Below are 16,865 nucleotides of genomic sequence, written 5' to 3' on the forward strand. Positions count from 1 at the left end.
AGACAAGGAGGAATGGAATATGGCTAAGCAAAGACAATTGAAATTGGGGGCACTCCTGCATGGTGTAGGAGGAGGAACATCGATGTGGCGGCATCCGGATGCGCAGCCTGACGCAAGCGTTAATTTTGAATTGTATAAGCAATGGGTTCAGAAAGCGGAAGAGGGCAAGTTTGATCTGATCTTTATCGCAGATGGTCTGTATATTAATGAAAAGTCGATTCCTCACTTTCTGAACCGCTTTGAGCCGATCACCATTTTGAGTGCACTGGCATCCGTTAGCACAAATATTGGCCTTGTCGGCACGTTATCTACTTCCTACAGTGAGCCTTTCACCGTAGCCCGCCAGTTCGGATCCCTGGATATGATCAGCGGTGGCCGTGCAGGATGGAACGTTGTAACGTCTCCGCTGGAGGGCTCGGCCCTGAATTACAGCAAGAAGGAGCATCCGGAGCATGACACACGATACCGAATCGCAACCGAATATCTCGAGGTCACCCGCGGTCTGTGGGATTCGTGGGAGGACGACGCTTTCGTACGGAATAAGGAAACCGGTGTATTCTTCAATCCGGAGAAAATGCATACGCTGAACCACGAAGGAGAGTTTTTCTCGGTGAAAGGGCCACTGAATATCGCCAGTTCCAAGCAGGGGCAGCCGGTGATATTCCAGGCGGGCGCGTCAGAGGTCGGCAAAAATTACGCTTCGAAAGAAGCCGATGCCATATTTACAGGCCATGAGAATGTGGAGGACGCAGTGGCGTTCTATCAGGATGTGAAGTCCCGCGCTTCTGCGTTCGGACGAAATCCTGACGATGTGCTGATCTTTCCGGGAATCGGGCCGATTATCGGCAGCACTCCGGAGGAGGCCGAGCGCAAGTATCAGGAGGTCGCCAAGCTTGTGACTATCGAGAATGCTCTGAATTATCTGGGCAGATTTTTCGAGCATCATGACTTCTCCCAATATCCGCTAGATGAGCCTTTCCCTGAACTTGGGGATCTGGGCAAGAACAGCTTCCAAAGCGGTACCGATAAAATTAAAAAGGATGCCAAAGAAAAAGGGCTGACACTTAGACAGGTGGCACTTCAATCGGCTACACCGCGCAGCAGCTTCATAGGTACGCCCGAACAGGTTGCTGATAAAGTTCAGGCATGGTTCGAAGCAGGAGCAGCCGACGGCTTTATGATTTCTGCCGCTGTTCCAAACGGGCTGGAGGATTTTATCGATCAGGTCGTGCCGATTTTGCAGGAGAGAGGCATTTACAGAACCGAGTATGAAAGTGACACGCTGCGCGGCAATCTCGGATTACCCGTGCCCGAGAACCGCTATGTCCAAGAAAAGGTGGTTGCCGCTCGTTCCTAAGCGGATGATGACTTTCACGAATAAGGAGGATTATGATGACAAGAATCGCTTTTATTGTAGGAAGCCCAACTCGTGGGTCCCGATTGTTCGGATTGACGCAGTACTTAGAGGATCGTCTGGATCTTGCCGGCTACACGATTGATTTCATATCCGCAGCGGATCTCCCGGCAGAGGACTTGCTTAGAGCCGATTTCAATAGTCCAGATATCAAGCAGGTCATTGCAGCTGTTGAAAAGGCGGATGCCGTCATTATCGCCAGCCCAGTTTATAAAGCTTCTTATTCGGGGGCGTTGAAGACGATTCTGGACTTAATACCTCAAAAAGGGCTACAGGGCAAAGTGGTGCTCCCTCTGTTCATCGGAGGTTCGATTGCGCATTTGCTTGCCGTTGATTATGGGCTGAAGCCAGTGGTAGCTGCACTGGGAGGAACCAACATTCTTGGCGGCGTGTACGCTGTAGATCAGTGGATCAGCCGGCTTGAGAATGGCGGTTACGAGATTACGGAGCAGCTGAGAGAACGCTTGGATGATGCTTTGAACGAGCTGAGAACAGAGCTTGCCCGCTATGTACCTCGAGAGCCGGTTAACCAGCAGGGATGGCAGGCTGTCTGACGCCTGGTTCCACACCTTCTCTATAACTTAATTCCGACTATGTTTATTGGAAAAATGTTTAAATCGACTTGAAGGGAGTCTGTTTGGATATGAGATACCATACTGGAAAACGAACAAAGTTGGTCGCTGCTGCTGCTCTGGGTTTCATTCTGCTGTTGTCCGCTTGTGGAGGGCAGCAAGCCTCATCGGGGAGTACAGCTGCTGCCGGAACGCTTGCCGTACGAGGAGCGTCTGCTCAGGGCGGGGAACTCACCTTCGCACTTGCGACTTCGCCTGACACACTGGATCCGCATCGCAGCGGGCTAGCCGTATCTGTTCGCGTAATCCGTACGATTCATGACAGTCTTGTGGTTCAGCTGCCGGATCATACGATCAAGCCATGGCTGGCGACGGAGTGGGAGATCTCGGAGGATGGCCTAAGCTATACATTCAAGCTGCGGGAGGATGTGAAGTTCCAGGACGGCACCCCGTTTAATGCGGAAGCGGTCAAATTTAACTTTGACCGGATTCTTGATCCGGCTACGAAAGCGTCCAATGCGGCGGCATTGCTTCAGCCTTATCAGTCTTCAGAGGTGATTAACGAATATACGGTCAAGCTAAATCTATCAACGCCTTCCAGAGCTTTTCTCGGTAATCTGAGCCAAGCGCTGCTTGGTATTGTGTCCCCAACAGCAGCCAAGAAATACGGTGATCAGCTGGGACAGCATCCAGTTGGTACAGGTCCGTTCAAGTTCGTGAAATGGGAGGAGAACGCAGGTATCCAGGTTGAACGCAATCCGGACTACAAGTGGGCACCGGAGCTTGTGACTAACCAGGGAGCATCTTATTTGGATGGAATTGATTTCAGAATCGTGCCGGAGGAAGCTACCCGGATCGGAAGCGTTCAGAGCAAGCAGGTGCTGGCAGCAGAGACGGTACCGCCGCAGAATATTTTGACGCTGGAGAAGGATCCGAATTTCCAGCTGCTTCAGGCGAATACCGTTGGTTTGCCGTACACGCTCTTTTTTAATCAGGACCGTGAACCATGGAATGAATTGAAAGCCCGGCAGGCCGTACAGCTTGCTGTGGATGTGGATACGATCGTCAAGACGTTATATCTGGGCACATATGAGCGGTCATGGTCTCCGCTAACACCGGGAACCTTCGGCTACGATCCGTCGCTTGAGAATTCGATCAAACCTGATATTGCGAAGGCCAATCAGCTACTGGATGAGCTGGGATGGGTGAAGGGTGAAGATGGGATCCGGGCGAAGGATGGTAAGAAGCTGACTCTTCACTATGTAGATGGCACCCCGAACCGGGAGAAGCGCAATGATATTGCGGTGATGATTCAGCAGCAGTTGAAGCAGATTGGCGTAGCCGTCGAAGTTGAGATTACGAAGGATATCCGCACGGTGGTATATACCAACGGAAACTATGATTTGTATGGCAACAGCCAGGTGAACTCGGACCCAAATGCGCTCTATTCGTTCTACCACTCCTATGATCCGAAAGGGCAGGCAAGCCTGTCGAGGCTGAACAATCCGGATGTCGACAAATGGCTTGAACAGGGTCGGGTCGAGAAGGACGACATCAAGCGTGAGGAGTTGTATAAGAAGGTTCAGAACTACGTCATTGACAATGTCATCATTCTCCCAATCTATGTATTTCCATATACCGTTGCGGCTTCGAATTCGGTTCAGGGCTTACTGTTCGACACTCTGGGCCACCCATTATTCAATGATGTATCTCTACAAAAATAGGAAAAAGGGGGCCTGAACGGCATGGCTAGGACGGTGACAGAGCGGCTGTTGACCTCTTTACTCGTCATTTTCGGTTCGCTCGTACTGGTGTTCTCCATTCTATATGTGCTTCCGGGAGATCCGACGGATAACATGGTGGATCCATCGATGGCGACACCGGAAGTGATCGCGAATCTGCGGCACGAGCTCGGGGTGGACCAACCCTTTCATATTCAGTTCCTTCGTTACTTCGGCAGTATTCTTCAAGGAGATTTCGGTACATCCCTCATTAACTCAGATCCGGTGCTGCCCAAGATTGTGGAGAATTTCCCAGCAACTCTTGCTCTGACTGCGGCAAGCTCGCTGGTCTCTGTTATCGTTGGTATCCTGCTTGGGGTACTATCAGCCATTTACCGGAACAAGGCGATTGATATCATTGCCCGGATCGTAGGTTTATTCGGGATATCGATGCCAACCTTCTGGTCGGGCATTCTGCTGATCCTGATCTTCTCCATTACGCTGGGCTGGTTCCCGGCGATGGGATCAGATGGCTGGAAGACGCTGGTGCTGCCGGCTCTTGCACTGGGAACCGTCGGAGCTGGCTTCATCGTTCGAATGGTCCGCAATAGCATGCTGGATGTGATCAGCGAGCAGTTCATGGTTACCCTGCGTTCCAAAGGTCTGGCGGAGCGGGCGGTGATGTATCGGCACGCGCTCCGCAATGCGCTGATTCCCGCAGTGACCATGATCGGAATGCTGATTGGCGAGATGCTGGCAGGCACGGTTGTAATTGAGACCGTATTTTCCCGGCAGGGGATTGGAAGGATTATTGCGGACGCCATCATGGCCAAGGATCTGCCAGTCGTCCAAGGTGTTATTTTATTTTCAGCCATCATTTATGTCATCGTTAACCTGCTCGTGGATATTTCCTATACGTTTATTGATCCGCGTGTCAGACGCTCAGCTTAGATCATAGGGGGGAGCATTTATGAGAGAGGCGGTATCCGCCAAAACGGTTTGGCGTGAACGAAGGTTGGTTTTCCCAGTCATACGCAGGACCGGCCGCTTTACGGTGAGCGATTGGTTTCTGTATGCTGCGGGTTTGGTCGTACTGTTCATCGCAACCTGTGCCATCGTACCGCAATGGATTGCACCATATGCCCCGACGGATATGCTGACAGACCGCATTATGCAGGCGCCAAGCGCGGCGCATGTATTCGGAACCGATTATTTCGGCAGGGATATATTCAGTGTGGTCGTTCATGGCAGCCGGGATTCCCTCTTTATCGGCTTTGCTTCTGTCATCGTGGGCGTTCTGATCGGTGGAACGGTCGGAGCGCTATCCGGGTATGCGGGAGGCTGGGTGGATATGGTCATTATGCGGCTGAATGACATTCTGATGACCATCCCAGGCATATTGCTGGCACTGGCGATTGCCGGGGCTCTCGGTCCGAGTCTGTTCAATATTGTACTGGCGGTGGCTGTCTCAGCCATACCGGGTTATGCCCGTGTGATGAGAGCCCAGATTATGAGCATCAAGAACCGGACGTTTGTGAAAGCCGCTGGCTCCATTGGCGCCTCGCCGCTGCGTATTTTTTGGAAGCATGTACTGCCGAACAGTCTGTCTCCCCTGCTTGTTATGGCGACCATTGGCATTGGGACTTCCATTCTGACTGGGTCGGGGCTGAGCTTTCTTGGTCTTGGCGTACTTCGTGAAGTTCCGGACTGGGGAACTCTGTTGTCCCAAGGTAGGGGATATTTGACCGTCGCATGGTGGATTTGTTCCTTTCCCGGACTCGCCATTACGGTGTTTGTTCTGTCCGTCAATATCATTGGCGATCGTTTAAGAGACCATCTCGATCCGAAGAAAATCACGCAGCGATAGGAGGACGTGTATGAGCACTTTACTGGATATTCAGCAGCTGTCCGTTGATTTCAGGACCCAGAGGGGGACGCTTAATGCGATCCGGGACGTGACGCTTACGATTGGGGCAGGAGAGACGGTATGCCTAGTCGGTGAATCCGGGAGCGGCAAGACGGTGATGTCCAAAGCCATTATGCGCTTGATTGATCATGAGAACGGTCAGATCACAGGAGGGAGCCTGACGCTGGGCGGGACTGATCTTGTAAGTTTGTCCGAAGCTGAATTGCGCCGGTATCGGGGGAAGAAAATGGCGATGGTATTTCAGGAGCCCATGGCCGCCTTCGATCCGGTCTTTACCATCGGGCAGCAGATTCAGGAGACCATTCTCCAGCATGAGCGGGTATCCAAGCGAGAAGCTAAGGAACGTGCGATCACACTGCTGGCACGGGTTGGCATTCCCGAACCGGAGCTGCGGCTGAATCAGTATCCGGGAGAATTGTCTGGCGGGATGCTTCAAAGAGCGATGATTGCCATGGCGCTGTCCTGTGGACCGGATCTCCTGATTGCGGATGAACCGACGACGGCGCTGGATGTTACTATACAGGCCCAGATCTTACGTCTTCTTAAGGATTTGCAGAGTGAATTCGGGATGTCGATTCTGTTAATCACGCATGATCTGGGCATTGCTGCAGATATTGCGGACCGGATCGTGGTGATGTATGCCGGGGGTATTGTTGAAGAATCGCCTGCGGCAGAGCTGTTTGTTCTTCCCCACCACCCGTATACGCGGGGGTTGCTTCGTTCCGTAGCAACGCTGGATACGGTTCGCGGCACCAAACTTCATTCTATCGAAGGCTCGATTCCGAATCTTGCTGAGCTGCCGGATGGCTGCCGTTTTCATCCTCGTTGCCCCTTTGCTACAGAGCGCTGCTCGCAGGAGGCACCGCCCCTGTCGGGAGATGAGGGCCGGAGAACGGCCTGCTGGCATTCGGCGGAGTTGATGCAGCAGGGGAGCTGGCTCGTAGCAACTGAGGCTGCTTCTGAAGCTGCTTCGGAAGCTGTTCTCGGGGAAACGTCATCGGTTGAGAGCCCCAGCAGCGCGGATGTCCTGAATGTCCTGAATCAGCAACTAGGAGGAGATCAGGAAGTATTGTTTACCGTAGAGAATCTGCGAAAATACTATCCCGTGCAAAGGGGAGGCTTCGGAGGAAAGAAGTTGATCCGGGCTGTGGACGATGTGACCTTCTCCATCCGGAGGAGAGAAACCTTTGGGCTTGTCGGTGAATCCGGCAGCGGGAAATCGACCCTTGGGAGAATTCTGCTGCAGATGGAGCGGGCAACGGAAGGCAGGGTTCTGTTCGAAGGAGAGGATCTGACGAAGCTGGGGGGAAGAGATCTGCGCTGGGTACGCCGTCATATGCAGACGATATTCCAGGATCCCTACGGATCGCTTGATCCCCGCTGGAAGATCGGGGATAGCATTGCGGAGCCGCTCAAGGTTCACCATCAGCTGTCTGCATCCGATGTGCAAGAGCGTGTCCATGAGCTGCTTGGATTAGTCGGGCTCGATCCTTCATGGGCGGAGCGGTATCCTCACGAATTCTCCGGCGGCCAGCGGCAGCGCATCGGAATTGCCAGAGCCATTGCACTGAATCCACAGTTTATCCTCGCGGATGAAGCCGTATCTGCTCTGGATGTGTCGGTTCAGGCGCAGATTATTAATCTGTTGCAGGATTTGCAGCAGAAGCTCGGACTTACATATCTGTTCATTGCTCACGGATTGCAGGTCGTTCGTCATATATCCGACCGGATCGGTGTGATGTATCTTGGGAAGCTGGTGGAGATTGCGCCAAGCGAATCGCTGTTTCTGAGGCCGGCCCATCCGTATACGCGGGCGCTGATTGATTCCATACCACAGAGGGCCCCTGGCGGGGACCAGCCGACAGGCGGCATTGAAGGAGAAATTCCGTCTCCGGCGAATCCGCCTTCAGGCTGTCGCTTTCATACCCGCTGCCCGTTCGCAACCTCGCGGTGCCGTGAAGAGGAACCGCAGCTACGGCTTCTTGGCAGCGGTCATTATGCAGCCTGTCACTATCCGTTGTGAGAAGAATAGCGGCAACGCTCCAACTGGAGGTCATGACTTGTCAGTAAATACGGGTTGTCTTTCGACTAAGACAGGCAGCGGGCAGCCTGATCTTCCTTTCTGGCCTGTTCTGATCACGCTATTTCTCGGCTCTTTTGTCGGCATGTATCATGTTGTTTCACTCAATGTGTCCCTCCCGGGGTTCATTGGTATATTCGATACCGAGCTGCGCACAGTGCAGTGGATCATTACTGGCTTTTCACTGGCTTGCGGCATGATCACGCCGGTGAGCGGATATCTCTGTGACCGCTTTGGAGGAAAATCCATGTTTTTGCTGTCACTTGCGGGAATTACGGTCGGTTCCATTCTGTGTGCGTTGTCCTGGAACATCTATGCACTCATTGGATTTCGTATGGTTCAAGGCTTGTTCTGTGGGCTGATTCAACCAATTTCCCTCACCATGATCTATCAGACGCTGCCGCGTGAAAGACAGCCTCTAGCGGTCAGTGTGTGGTCATTTTCGACGGTACTTGGTACCGCCATCGGCCCTTCGCTGAGCGGCTGGTTCCAGCAGCATGACTGGCATCTGATCTTTCTGGTGACGGTGCCGATAGGAGTGGCTGCGTGGATCGCCGCTCTGCTGTTGCTTCCGTCTGGATTTACACGGGTTCGGAAACGGTTGGATTTAGCGGGCCTAGTGCTGGCCACGATGGGCAGTCTGGCTCTGCTGCTGCTCTTTGGCAATATGCATGCGTGGGGCATGCAATCGCTTTTAACATGGGGGTGTTTGATCATTGGCGGTCTGTGTGCGGTCTTGTTTGTTCGGGTTGAACTGCAGACCAGGGAGCCGCTTCTGAATCTGAGATTGTTCCGCAATGTTACCTTTACGATCAGCTTGACTGTCTCGCTAATTCTAACCTTCGCTCTCTATTCTGGTGTCTATTTCATTCCGCTGTTTCTGGAGGAAATCCAGGGAATGACTCCCTTCCAGGTCGGACTGCTGTTTCTTCCGGCAGCGGCGTGCCTAACCATCGCAACCTTCCTGTCGGGCAAGTGGTATGCCTCTTGGGGAGCGGCTCTTCTCATCGCGTTGGGCAGCCTGATCCTGTTGGTCACAACCTTCCGTTTCAGCAGGCTTCATGTGGAAACGACGCTGATCTCCGTCATGGTCTGGATGTGCATCCGCAATGTCGGATCAGGGCTGGCGCTCTCCCCAGCAACAAGTGCTGCCATGGCAGCAGTAACGGAGCAGGAGTCAGGCCATGCGTCAGCGCTGCTTAACTGGCTGCGGCAGGTGTTCAGCTCGATTTCACTCGGCATGTTTACGTCACTGTTCTATGCGCGGATGAACGTCCATGAATCCCGGTTGCTTACCGGCCCTTCCGACCGAAGCCCGGAGTGGCTGCATATGGCGGCCTACACACGGAGCATCGATGATGTTTTTCTTATCGCGAGCGCGCTAGTGGCATTGGCAGTTCCTCTAGCTCTTCTTCTCCGGAGAAGAGGGCGTGCCGTGGATTCCGGCAGCTCCAAGATCAGTGATTCGATGTAATGTGATTTTAGATAGAGGTTGTTCACGGTATGATCGCTAAGCACCTGACGTAAGTGGACATGAACTTTTAAGTAGGAGGCTGCGAAAAGATGAAGGTGGCTTTGTTCAGCTTAATGATGAACCTCCCCAATGCCGTAACAGGGGAGTCTTGGACCCCGCAGCAAAAATTTCAAAATGTCATCCAACAGGCCATCCTCGCTGAAAAATTGGGCTTCGACGCTTACGGTGTAGGGGAAAGGCACGGTGCTCCATTCCTGTCTTCTTCTCCCCCTGTTGTGCTAACCGCGATTGCAGCGAGAACATCCCGTATCCGTCTGTTGACCACGGTCACGGTGCTGAGTGTACTAGACCCAGTCCGGGTCGCAGAGGATTATGCGACGCTTGATCATTTGTCCGGTGGAAGATTGGACATGATTATCGGCAAGGGCAATGATCCGCGGCATTACCCGCTCTTTGGCATTACAGAGGAAGAGCAGTGGGAATCCATGGCTGAGCGGTACAGGCTGCTGAAGCGATTGTGGACCGAGGACAATGTTACCTGGGAAGGCCGCTACCGTCCGCCTCTTCATGAAGTGACGACTTACCCGAGGCCTTATCAATCCTCCATTCCGATCTGGCACGGCAGTGCGTCAAGCACCTTGTCGACGGAGCTGGCAGCCCAGTTCGGGGAGCCTATTTTCTCATCGAACTCCTTTCATCCCAAGGCTAAATACAAAGTACTGATTGATCACTATCGTGAACGCCTGGCTTACTACGGGCATGATCCAGCCAAAGCGGTGGTTGGAGCGGGTTCGGGCAGTCTCTACCTGGGAAATACAACAGAAGAGGCTATACGCCGGTTCAAGCCGTACTATAATGCTTTCAGTGCAACGGAATCAGCTAAGCATAACCAATCGCCGTTTGAGAGCCTGGAGGATAATATGGAGAACGGTCCGGCACTCATCGGTAGTCCGGAGCAGGTGATCGAGAAAATCCTAAATTATCACGAAGCCTTCGGACATTCCGTGCTGAGCATCAGCGTTGACGGTCTTACTGAGGCGGATCAGCAGGAGCAGCTCCACCGGTTTGCTGAGGAAGTGGCACCTGTGCTGAAGCGGGAAATTCCGAGTTCGGTGTGGGAGAGCGGGTCGGTTCAGGGCGAGAAGGGTAAAATTGCAACTCCATATTAGTCTGTTCATATAGTGATAATTGACAGATCTAGTAAACCTTTGTACAGTATTACTCAATAGAATAGGAAGTCCACTAGGGGAGCCGTCAGCGGCTGAGACAAGAGTGTATCTTGGACCCTTTGAACCTGATCTAGTTCATACTAGCGTAGGAAAGTGGAGTCGGTCATAAGGTCTTAAATGCGATGTGTTCGTTCACACTCATAGGCATATAGATGAAGCCGCTCCAGCTTTCGGGGCGGCTTTTTTGTGTTGTTCCGAGGGTGCTGTCTTACGGGACTTCCTGCTCTTCATTATGTTGGAGGTGGGAAAGATGAGCTTTACGCAAGAGCTCCGTCAGAAGGCGGACGGCATTTTTCAGGCGATTTATGAACATCCCTTTGTGAGAGGTATCGCAGATGGGAATTTGTCCAAGGAACAGCTGATTCATTATATCAAACAGGATTATGAGTATTTGAATGCTTATATGCGGATTTACGGGATCGCGATTTCCAAATGTAGAACACGGGATGAGATTGCAGATTTTAATGAACAGATTTCTTTTATTCTCCACAGCGAGGTGCATCCGCATCAAAATTTCTGTGCTGTTGCAGGGGTAACTTATGAAGAAATGCAAGGGTATCCGCTCGCTCCGTCCGCGCATCATTATATTCGTCACATGTTGACGGTTGCGCATGAAGGCAGTCTCGGTGAGATCATGGCCGTGCTGCTGCCTTGTCCTTGGACGTATTTGGAGATCGGCCGGAAGCTGCTGGATGAGGTTCAGCCGGATGAGACCCATCCGTTCTATGAGTGGATATATTTTTACGGGAACCGGGCCGAGGATGCAGCAGCCAATTTCCGTAATCGTGTGGATGCGTGGGCGCAAGAAGCAACGGCTGCCGAGCGTGAGCGTATGGCTGAACACTTCATGCTCAGCTGCCAGCTGGAGTATATGTTCTGGGACATGGCTTACCGGCAGGAGGAGTGGCCATTGTAGGTGTAGGCTGCTGACTTGTGATATTTTTGCGATTCCATAATGATAAGAGAGGCTGATCAATATGAGTATGCTGGATCAAGAGCTTTCTACTCTCCTTGAAAAGGTGCGAACAAACAAACCGCTCGTACATAATATGACAAATGTGGTGGTGACCAATTTTACGGCGAACGGCCTTTACGCGCTGGGCGCATCGCCGGTGATGGCTTATTCGCCTGATGAAGTCGCTGACATGGCGAAGATCGCAGGCGCGTTGGTGCTGAACATCGGAACGCTGTCTCGCGAATTGGTGGACGCGATGATTATTGCCGGGCAATCGGCGAATACCCATGGCGTCCCGGTTCTGCTGGACCCGGTGGGCGCGGGAGCCACAACGTTTCGGACGGAGTCGGCTCTGCGAATTCTCAGCGAGGTCAAGATCTCACTGGTGCGGGGCAATGCAGCTGAAATCGCGCATCTTGTGGGAGAGGAACGAGAGATCAAAGGCGTGGATGCTGGAGACAGCGCGGATGGCGGTAATGTGGACCTGGCGATTCGTGCCGCGCGAGAGCTGAACACGATCGTCGCCATCACCGGACAGGAGGATGTCATTACCGATGGAACGTTAGTCCGGATCATAAGCGGTGGAGATGTGCTGCTAACGAAGGTTACGGGAGCAGGCTGTCTGCTGACCTCGGTGCTGGGCGCCTTCGCTGCGGTTGAACCGGACCTGATGCTGGCAGGTACTGTAGGCCTCGCTTTTTATAGTGCGGCTGCCTCACAGGCAGCGGATCGTACGTCTGATCTCGGACCCGGAAGCTTCCAGATCGCGTTCCTGGATGAGCTCTCCAAGCTGCACCCGGGTTCGGTAGCTGGCTGCTCAGCTATTCGCGAATTGGGTGCAGCCGCTGCAGGTGACAGACGATGACGAGCATTCGCGTTACCAGAGCGTTGACGATTGCCGGTTCGGACAGTGGCGGAGGAGCCGGAATCCAAGCGGACCTTAAGACGTTTCAGGAGCTTGGCGTATATGGCATGTCGGCGATTACTGCGATAACGGTACAGAATACACTTGGTGTTCATGGGGTATATCCATTGCCTCCGGAAGCGTCGGCGGAGCAGATCGAGGTCGTAGGGTCAGACCTTGGGGTGGATGCTTTGAAGACAGGCATGTTGTTTAGTGCAGATATTATTCGCATGGTCGCAGAACAAATCCGGAAGTTTGGCTGGGAAAAAGTTGTTGTCGATCCAGTGATGATCGCCAAAGGAGGCGCCGAGCTGTTGCGGACAGAAGCGGTGCAGGCGCTTAAGGAGGATTTGTTGCCCTTGGCGCTGGTCGTTACTCCAAATATTCCGGAAGCGGAAGTATTGTCTGGGATGAGCATCCGGTCAATGGGGGATCGCCGGGAAGCCGCAAGGCGTATCCGTGAGCTTGGGCCGAAGATCGTTGTGATTAAGGGCGGGCATGATGGGGGCGAGGATGGTAGCTTTAGCGGAGAGAGTAGAACTAGTGGAAATAGCACGGGTAGCGGTGAGAGTGGATTTAGCCGTAATGACGATTACCGCCAAGGGAGCGGGCAGGTCGTTGACCTGATCTATGATGGATCGGTCTTTACAGAGCTGACCGGCGAACGGGTGCACACCGTCCATACGCATGGCACGGGCTGTACGTTCTCCGCCGCGATTGCTGCAGGACTAGCCAAGGGAATGCCTTCACTAGTTGCCATTGCGAATGCCAGAGCATTCATCCAGGCGGCTATCGAGGACGGCCTAAATCTGGGTGAGGGTCACGGCCCGACAAATCATTGGGCCTACGGTCGCCGTCGTCAGGAGGTGCTACGATGAAGGAGAGAATTTCTCCCGCCATGATGCGCGAATACCTTCGGATGTATCTGGTCATGGGCAGTGTGAACTGCCGGGTAGAGCCGGAGCGGGTACTCTCAGAGGCGTTAGCCGGTGGTATCACGATGTTCCAGTTCCGCGAGAAAGGGACGAACGCGTTGTCCAGTGAGCCGATGTTCACACTCGCCCGACAAATGCAGGACATGTGCCGCCGTGCTGGCGTGCCGTTCATTGTGAACGACGATGTTGAACTGGCCCTGGAACTGAACGCCGACGGCGTACATATCGGCCAAGACGATGAATCCGCCGAAACCGTCCGAGAACGGATCGGGAACCGGATTCTCGGTGTTTCCGCCCACACGGTGGAAGAAGCCCGCCGAGCGATCCTTCACGGCGCGGACTATCTCGGCGTTGGGCCGATCTACCCGACTGTCTCTAAAGACGATGCCAAAGCAGCGCAAGGTACCGCGATTTTGCGTGAGATGCGTGGAGCTGGAATCGAACTGCCTATCGTTGGGATCGGCGGCATTACCGCCGAACGTGCGGAGGAAGTGATCCGCGCAGGTGCGGATGGCGTGGCGGTGATTTCTGCGGTAACGCAGGCGGATCGGGTTAGGAGTGTAGTGGAGGGGATAGCGGCCACAGTGAACCGGGCAGTAGTGAGGTTGGGGTGATGACTTTGAATTTTTGAGATTCTCGCTTTATTCGAGCTAAAGAATACAGCATAGGAATCATAAGTTGGAAACTTGAAAAGAGCTTTTTCCACTGAGAGGTGGAAAAAGCTCTTTTTGTAGTGCTCCAGCAGAAGGTATTACATTAAAACTATCTTCGGTAAAGCTCCTTTAGTATGTTTAAGCCTCTTAGCTGGTTGTCTTCATCCTGCTGCATCAGCAGGGAATTAATTTCAAGCAGGATCTCATTGTCTCTTTTGCCTAAGGACATGAAGTCGAAGAAGTCTATATTAAGCGCATTGGTGATTTTTTCTAGGGTCTGCACGGTGAAATTGCCTTCTCCTCGTTCCAGTCTGCCAATATAACTAAACGAAGTTCCAATTTTTTCAGCAAGCTCCTCTTGAGTTAAGTTTTGACTTTTCCGTATTTCTCTTATAACAATGCCTAATCTCACTGCAATCGATTGCTTCATATTGGTATCTACTCCTCTTATATAAGAAGTGTAGACAAAAAAAAGTTATTATTGCAGTCACTATAAGTTTTATTTAAAGTGCAGTATTGTCCTTAAATGATTCATATAGTAAACTGTAAATATATTCAAGCTTATAAGTTAATAGAAGATTAAACCGCTAAATGGTATGGTTTTTGCTGCAATTTGTAGATGCACAATGCGCTATTAACAAGGGAAAAAGGTATTACATGAGGAGGTCGGCGAGCTGTGGTACGTGCCGAAGTCATGCGGCAGCGAATAGAGGAGTCTAGGAAATTGCTGTATGTGATGGGGAAGAAGTATGGTTTGCGGCATCCCATGGTCCTTAAACAATCTATGGATCTTGACGAATTGATTAATCTATATAACAGGACTAAGTGTAAAAAAGACGTGAAGCCAATTGCTTGAATCAGGCGATTTCGGGAAAAGTGAGATTTTTCGAACTATTCCTTATTAATCAATTATCGGAAGATGTCATAGAACATGGGTTAACTTTCCCTATGACGACTGGATAGGAATAGAAGTCTGTGAACTAGAACCTTATAAGTTATCCCTCTCAGATAGTTTAAACATTTCAGCTGCACTGAGTAATTTTAATGGTTATATCAAAGTTAATTATGCAGTTGTTACTTTACTTCATAACAACTGCATTTTTTCCTTTTAGTTTTTATAGCTGATTCTAAACTGCTGCTCAATCAGAATAATTGGGACAGTGCAAGGTGTATGACTAGTTCTGAATTCCACATGATTAGATTATCCATCAGCCTCTTTTAATCTCATCAAGAGTTTTCCCCGTTATGTCTTTCCAATCGGCCCAACCATTGGAAGGTCTACCTAATACAACAGCACTTGCAGCGCTTGGAGATTTAAAGACATGGTCACTTACAAAAATATAATATGAGGCTGTTCTCTTAACAATTCCATTAGAAATTAGTTTGTTTCTTAAAGCGAGATAGGATTTCATGCTTGGAGCAGGCTCTAGTACCATTTGTGAATTTTTCAAAACCACGAGACCTTCGTCAGTGAATTGACCAAGTGCCTCTACTCCTTTTGACTTACAATAATATGTATCAGTTTGTATAGCACTAGCGCTCTCATTTGGGTCGCGCGCCTCTTCAAAAAGGTGATAACCAAGGGTAGAGATCAAAATTTTCATAGTTTCAAAAATATCCATTAAATCGGCTATCACTTGTTCCGGTAAGTATGGTTTAGTAGGAATTGTTTGTTGTAATTTGAAACGATTTATTGTGATACATCGTTCATAACAATACCATTCTAAGTACTTTATGTGTGATTTTGTAAATGAATTATTGTTCGTTGTAATGATAACAGCTGTATCCCAGAAGTCTTTTTCTTTGTTATGCTGTTTAATTCTTAAATAGCAATTTTCCGCTTCCCCTATATATACTTGTGGCTTTAGATCATCTGTTTGGCCAAATAATAAGTATAAGCCTACGCTTTTTGTCTCCTCGCGTTGTTCCGCATCACTTAATCTGTTCCTAGGTATCAGGATCGTCTTAACAATACGACTTGTGATCTCTGCTATTTTTATCCCTCTAGGTGAACCGTTAGGTAGAAATATTTGAATGGTTCTTGCTTTGTATCCTATCTCAGTCACCACCAATAAAAAAATGAATGAACTTATTATACAAAATTCTACAATGATATTGGATAGCTAGCTATGAATACTCTTTAACAATGTGGGAAAAAGATAATGTTCGTTTGGAAAATGATTCACTTACTCTTTATGGGTGGCAATGTATTGTTTGATGAAATTATATTTTGTCGGATGAAGGATTAGGCTGTTAAATTATTGAATAAGTCTATAGAACTATATCATAGTTTCATTGAATTAATAAGGAGCGTCAAAAATGTGGTCAGAGATATCAAAATTAATAGGTGCTAATCCTATTATGACTCCAGTGATTATTATTGCAGGTACTTCGACTATTTGGATGTACAAAGAGTTCAAGGAAATGATTAATCAAAATAACAAGGCGAAGATCAATAATGTCAACGAAAAAATAAAGGTTTATAGTCAGTTGCAAGCGAGCACCTCAGGTCTACTTCATGATGAGGGACATAGCGAACTAAAGCTTACCCTTATTAATAAAATCGGAGAATTTAGTCCCTTCTTAAGTGAAGATGTTCGTCGAGTTGTAAGGGATTATCACAGATATGGAGATTAGGCCTATTTGGAAACAATGCTAGTCTTTATTGAAGTGGATGTGAGAAAATTAGAGGAAGATAAAAAAAGACTTTCTGAGTATGACAGCAGTACAGATGTTGAAGGTTTTATTAAGAGATTATATGACCCTATGATTTATTCAACTAATGTATCCTCTCTTTATTTAGTGCGAATGTAAAGTAAACATGGAATTCCAGGTACATTCGCACCAAATAATTACCCTAAATTTCCTTTTATTACAATAATTTATGTGTTTTTTCATGATTTATTAACTAATTGAGCCTATTTATAAGTGATATACGATTTTTTAGGTTGTTTTGTTTAAAAAATCGGAGTCGCACCCTTCGTGGGTGCGTGGATTGAAA

Annotated in this window: 17 protein-coding genes and 1 riboswitch; of the genes, 15 read left to right on the forward strand and 2 right to left on the reverse strand. The window is 50.1% G+C overall.

Going from position 1 to position 16,865, the window contains the following annotated elements:
- Positions 1–19 precede the first annotated feature (19 nt).
- The 12 genes from MNQ98_RS05530 (at position 20) to thiE (ending at position 13,825) form a co-directional block, all read left to right on the forward strand.
- The gene (locus MNQ98_RS05530) at positions 20–1,357 is read left to right on the forward strand and encodes an LLM class flavin-dependent oxidoreductase (protein WP_241932288.1); all 1,338 of its coding nucleotides are present in this window, start codon (positions 20–22) and stop codon (positions 1,355–1,357) included.
- A 35-nt stretch (positions 1,358–1,392) separates the two neighbouring features.
- Positions 1,393–1,968 (forward strand): NADPH-dependent FMN reductase, encoded by a 576-nt coding sequence (gene ssuE, locus MNQ98_RS05535; RefSeq protein ID WP_241933851.1) that lies wholly within the window; start codon positions 1,393–1,395, stop codon positions 1,966–1,968.
- 89 nt (positions 1,969–2,057) lie between these two features.
- Positions 2,058–3,710, forward strand: coding sequence for an ABC transporter substrate-binding protein (locus MNQ98_RS05540; protein ID WP_241932289.1), 1,653 nt, complete (start codon positions 2,058–2,060; stop codon positions 3,708–3,710).
- 21 nt (positions 3,711–3,731) lie between these two features.
- Positions 3,732–4,658, forward strand: coding sequence for an ABC transporter permease (locus MNQ98_RS05545; RefSeq protein WP_241932290.1), 927 nt, complete (start codon positions 3,732–3,734; stop codon positions 4,656–4,658).
- 19 nt (positions 4,659–4,677) lie between these two features.
- A complete protein-coding gene (locus MNQ98_RS05550) occupies positions 4,678–5,574 on the forward strand; it encodes an ABC transporter permease (protein ID WP_241932291.1) in 897 nt (298 codons plus the stop codon).
- A 10-nt stretch (positions 5,575–5,584) separates the two neighbouring features.
- The gene (locus tag MNQ98_RS05555; protein WP_241932292.1) at positions 5,585–7,657 is read left to right on the forward strand and encodes an ABC transporter ATP-binding protein; all 2,073 of its coding nucleotides are present in this window, start codon (positions 5,585–5,587) and stop codon (positions 7,655–7,657) included.
- A 37-nt stretch (positions 7,658–7,694) separates the two neighbouring features.
- Complete coding sequence (locus tag MNQ98_RS05560; protein ID WP_241932293.1) at positions 7,695–9,188, forward strand: DHA2 family efflux MFS transporter permease subunit; 1,494 nt, start codon at positions 7,695–7,697, stop codon at positions 9,186–9,188.
- 89 nt (positions 9,189–9,277) lie between these two features.
- Positions 9,278–10,357: an LLM class flavin-dependent oxidoreductase gene (locus MNQ98_RS05565; RefSeq protein WP_241932294.1), complete on the forward strand. Its 1,080-nt coding sequence runs from the start codon at positions 9,278–9,280 to the stop codon at positions 10,355–10,357.
- Positions 10,358–10,422: 65 nt separating this feature from the next.
- A riboswitch (TPP riboswitch) is annotated at positions 10,423–10,526 on the forward strand.
- Between the two features lie 141 nt (positions 10,527–10,667).
- Positions 10,668–11,333: a thiaminase II gene (gene tenA, locus MNQ98_RS05570; protein WP_241932295.1), complete on the forward strand. Its 666-nt coding sequence runs from the start codon at positions 10,668–10,670 to the stop codon at positions 11,331–11,333.
- Positions 11,334–11,394: 61 nt separating this feature from the next.
- Complete coding sequence (gene thiM / locus MNQ98_RS05575; RefSeq protein ID WP_277883729.1) at positions 11,395–12,237, forward strand: hydroxyethylthiazole kinase; 843 nt, start codon at positions 11,395–11,397, stop codon at positions 12,235–12,237.
- On the forward strand, positions 12,234–13,154 hold the full coding sequence (thiD, locus tag MNQ98_RS05580) for a bifunctional hydroxymethylpyrimidine kinase/phosphomethylpyrimidine kinase (protein ID WP_241932296.1): 921 nt from the start codon (positions 12,234–12,236) through the stop codon (positions 13,152–13,154). The genes thiM and thiD overlap by 4 nt, the downstream gene beginning before the upstream one ends.
- Positions 13,151–13,825, forward strand: a complete 675-nt coding sequence (gene thiE, locus MNQ98_RS05585) for a thiamine phosphate synthase (protein ID WP_241932297.1) — start codon at positions 13,151–13,153, stop codon at positions 13,823–13,825. The genes thiD and thiE overlap by 4 nt, the downstream gene beginning before the upstream one ends.
- 148 nt (positions 13,826–13,973) lie before the next feature.
- Here thiE and MNQ98_RS05590 read toward each other — a convergent pair whose 3' ends face one another.
- Positions 13,974–14,294: a helix-turn-helix domain-containing protein gene (locus MNQ98_RS05590; RefSeq protein ID WP_241932298.1), complete on the reverse strand. Its 321-nt coding sequence runs from the start codon at positions 14,292–14,294 to the stop codon at positions 13,974–13,976.
- A gap of 306 nt (positions 14,295–14,600) precedes the next feature.
- Here MNQ98_RS05590 and MNQ98_RS05595 point away from each other — a divergent pair, with 306 nt between their 5' ends.
- Positions 14,601–14,720 carry a Spo0E family sporulation regulatory protein-aspartic acid phosphatase gene (locus tag MNQ98_RS05595; protein WP_347272258.1) on the forward strand — a complete coding sequence of 40 codons (120 nt, stop codon included), beginning with the start codon at positions 14,601–14,603 and terminating at the stop codon, positions 14,718–14,720.
- A 352-nt stretch (positions 14,721–15,072) separates the two neighbouring features.
- On the opposite strand, the gene MNQ98_RS05600 is transcribed toward MNQ98_RS05595, so the two are convergent.
- Positions 15,073–15,933, reverse strand: coding sequence for a GIY-YIG nuclease family protein (locus tag MNQ98_RS05600; protein ID WP_241933854.1), 861 nt, complete (start codon positions 15,931–15,933; stop codon positions 15,073–15,075).
- Positions 15,934–16,183: 250 nt separating this feature from the next.
- On the opposite strand from MNQ98_RS05600, the gene MNQ98_RS05605 reads away from it, so the two are divergent.
- Positions 16,184–16,501 (forward strand): hypothetical protein, encoded by a 318-nt coding sequence (locus MNQ98_RS05605; protein WP_241932299.1) that lies wholly within the window; start codon positions 16,184–16,186, stop codon positions 16,499–16,501.
- A 6-nt stretch (positions 16,502–16,507) separates the two neighbouring features.
- On the forward strand, positions 16,508–16,678 hold the full coding sequence (locus MNQ98_RS05610) for a hypothetical protein (protein WP_241932300.1): 171 nt from the start codon (positions 16,508–16,510) through the stop codon (positions 16,676–16,678).
- Positions 16,679–16,865 lie beyond the last annotated feature (187 nt).

The sequence above is a fragment of the Paenibacillus sp. N3/727 genome, assembly GCF_022637315.1.
Taxonomy (GTDB): domain Bacteria; phylum Bacillota; class Bacilli; order Paenibacillales; family Paenibacillaceae; genus Paenibacillus_AQ; species Paenibacillus_AQ uliginis.

Bases quoted from the DNA above. Each gene is read 5' to 3' on its own strand.
- MNQ98_RS05530 (WP_241932288.1), top strand. From the start codon at position 20: ATGGCTAAGCAAAGACAATTGAAATTGGGGGCACTCCTGCATGGTGTA.
- ssuE (WP_241933851.1), top strand. From the start codon at position 1,393: ATGACAAGAATCGCTTTTATTGTAGGAAGCCCAACTCGTGGGTCCCGA.
- MNQ98_RS05540 (WP_241932289.1), top strand. From the start codon at position 2,058: ATGAGATACCATACTGGAAAACGAACAAAGTTGGTCGCTGCTGCTGCT.
- MNQ98_RS05545 (WP_241932290.1), top strand. From the start codon at position 3,732: ATGGCTAGGACGGTGACAGAGCGGCTGTTGACCTCTTTACTCGTCATT.
- MNQ98_RS05550 (WP_241932291.1), top strand. From the start codon at position 4,678: ATGAGAGAGGCGGTATCCGCCAAAACGGTTTGGCGTGAACGAAGGTTG.
- MNQ98_RS05555 (WP_241932292.1), top strand. From the start codon at position 5,585: ATGAGCACTTTACTGGATATTCAGCAGCTGTCCGTTGATTTCAGGACC.
- MNQ98_RS05565 (WP_241932294.1), top strand. From the start codon at position 9,278: ATGAAGGTGGCTTTGTTCAGCTTAATGATGAACCTCCCCAATGCCGTA.
- tenA (WP_241932295.1), top strand. From the start codon at position 10,668: ATGAGCTTTACGCAAGAGCTCCGTCAGAAGGCGGACGGCATTTTTCAG.
- thiM (WP_277883729.1), top strand. From the start codon at position 11,395: ATGAGTATGCTGGATCAAGAGCTTTCTACTCTCCTTGAAAAGGTGCGA.
- thiD (WP_241932296.1), top strand. From the start codon at position 12,234: ATGACGAGCATTCGCGTTACCAGAGCGTTGACGATTGCCGGTTCGGAC.
- thiE (WP_241932297.1), top strand. From the start codon at position 13,151: ATGAAGGAGAGAATTTCTCCCGCCATGATGCGCGAATACCTTCGGATG.
- MNQ98_RS05590 (WP_241932298.1), bottom strand. From the start codon at position 14,294: ATGAAGCAATCGATTGCAGTGAGATTAGGCATTGTTATAAGAGAAATA.
- MNQ98_RS05595 (WP_347272258.1), top strand. From the start codon at position 14,601: ATGGGGAAGAAGTATGGTTTGCGGCATCCCATGGTCCTTAAACAATCT.
- MNQ98_RS05605 (WP_241932299.1), top strand. From the start codon at position 16,184: ATGTGGTCAGAGATATCAAAATTAATAGGTGCTAATCCTATTATGACT.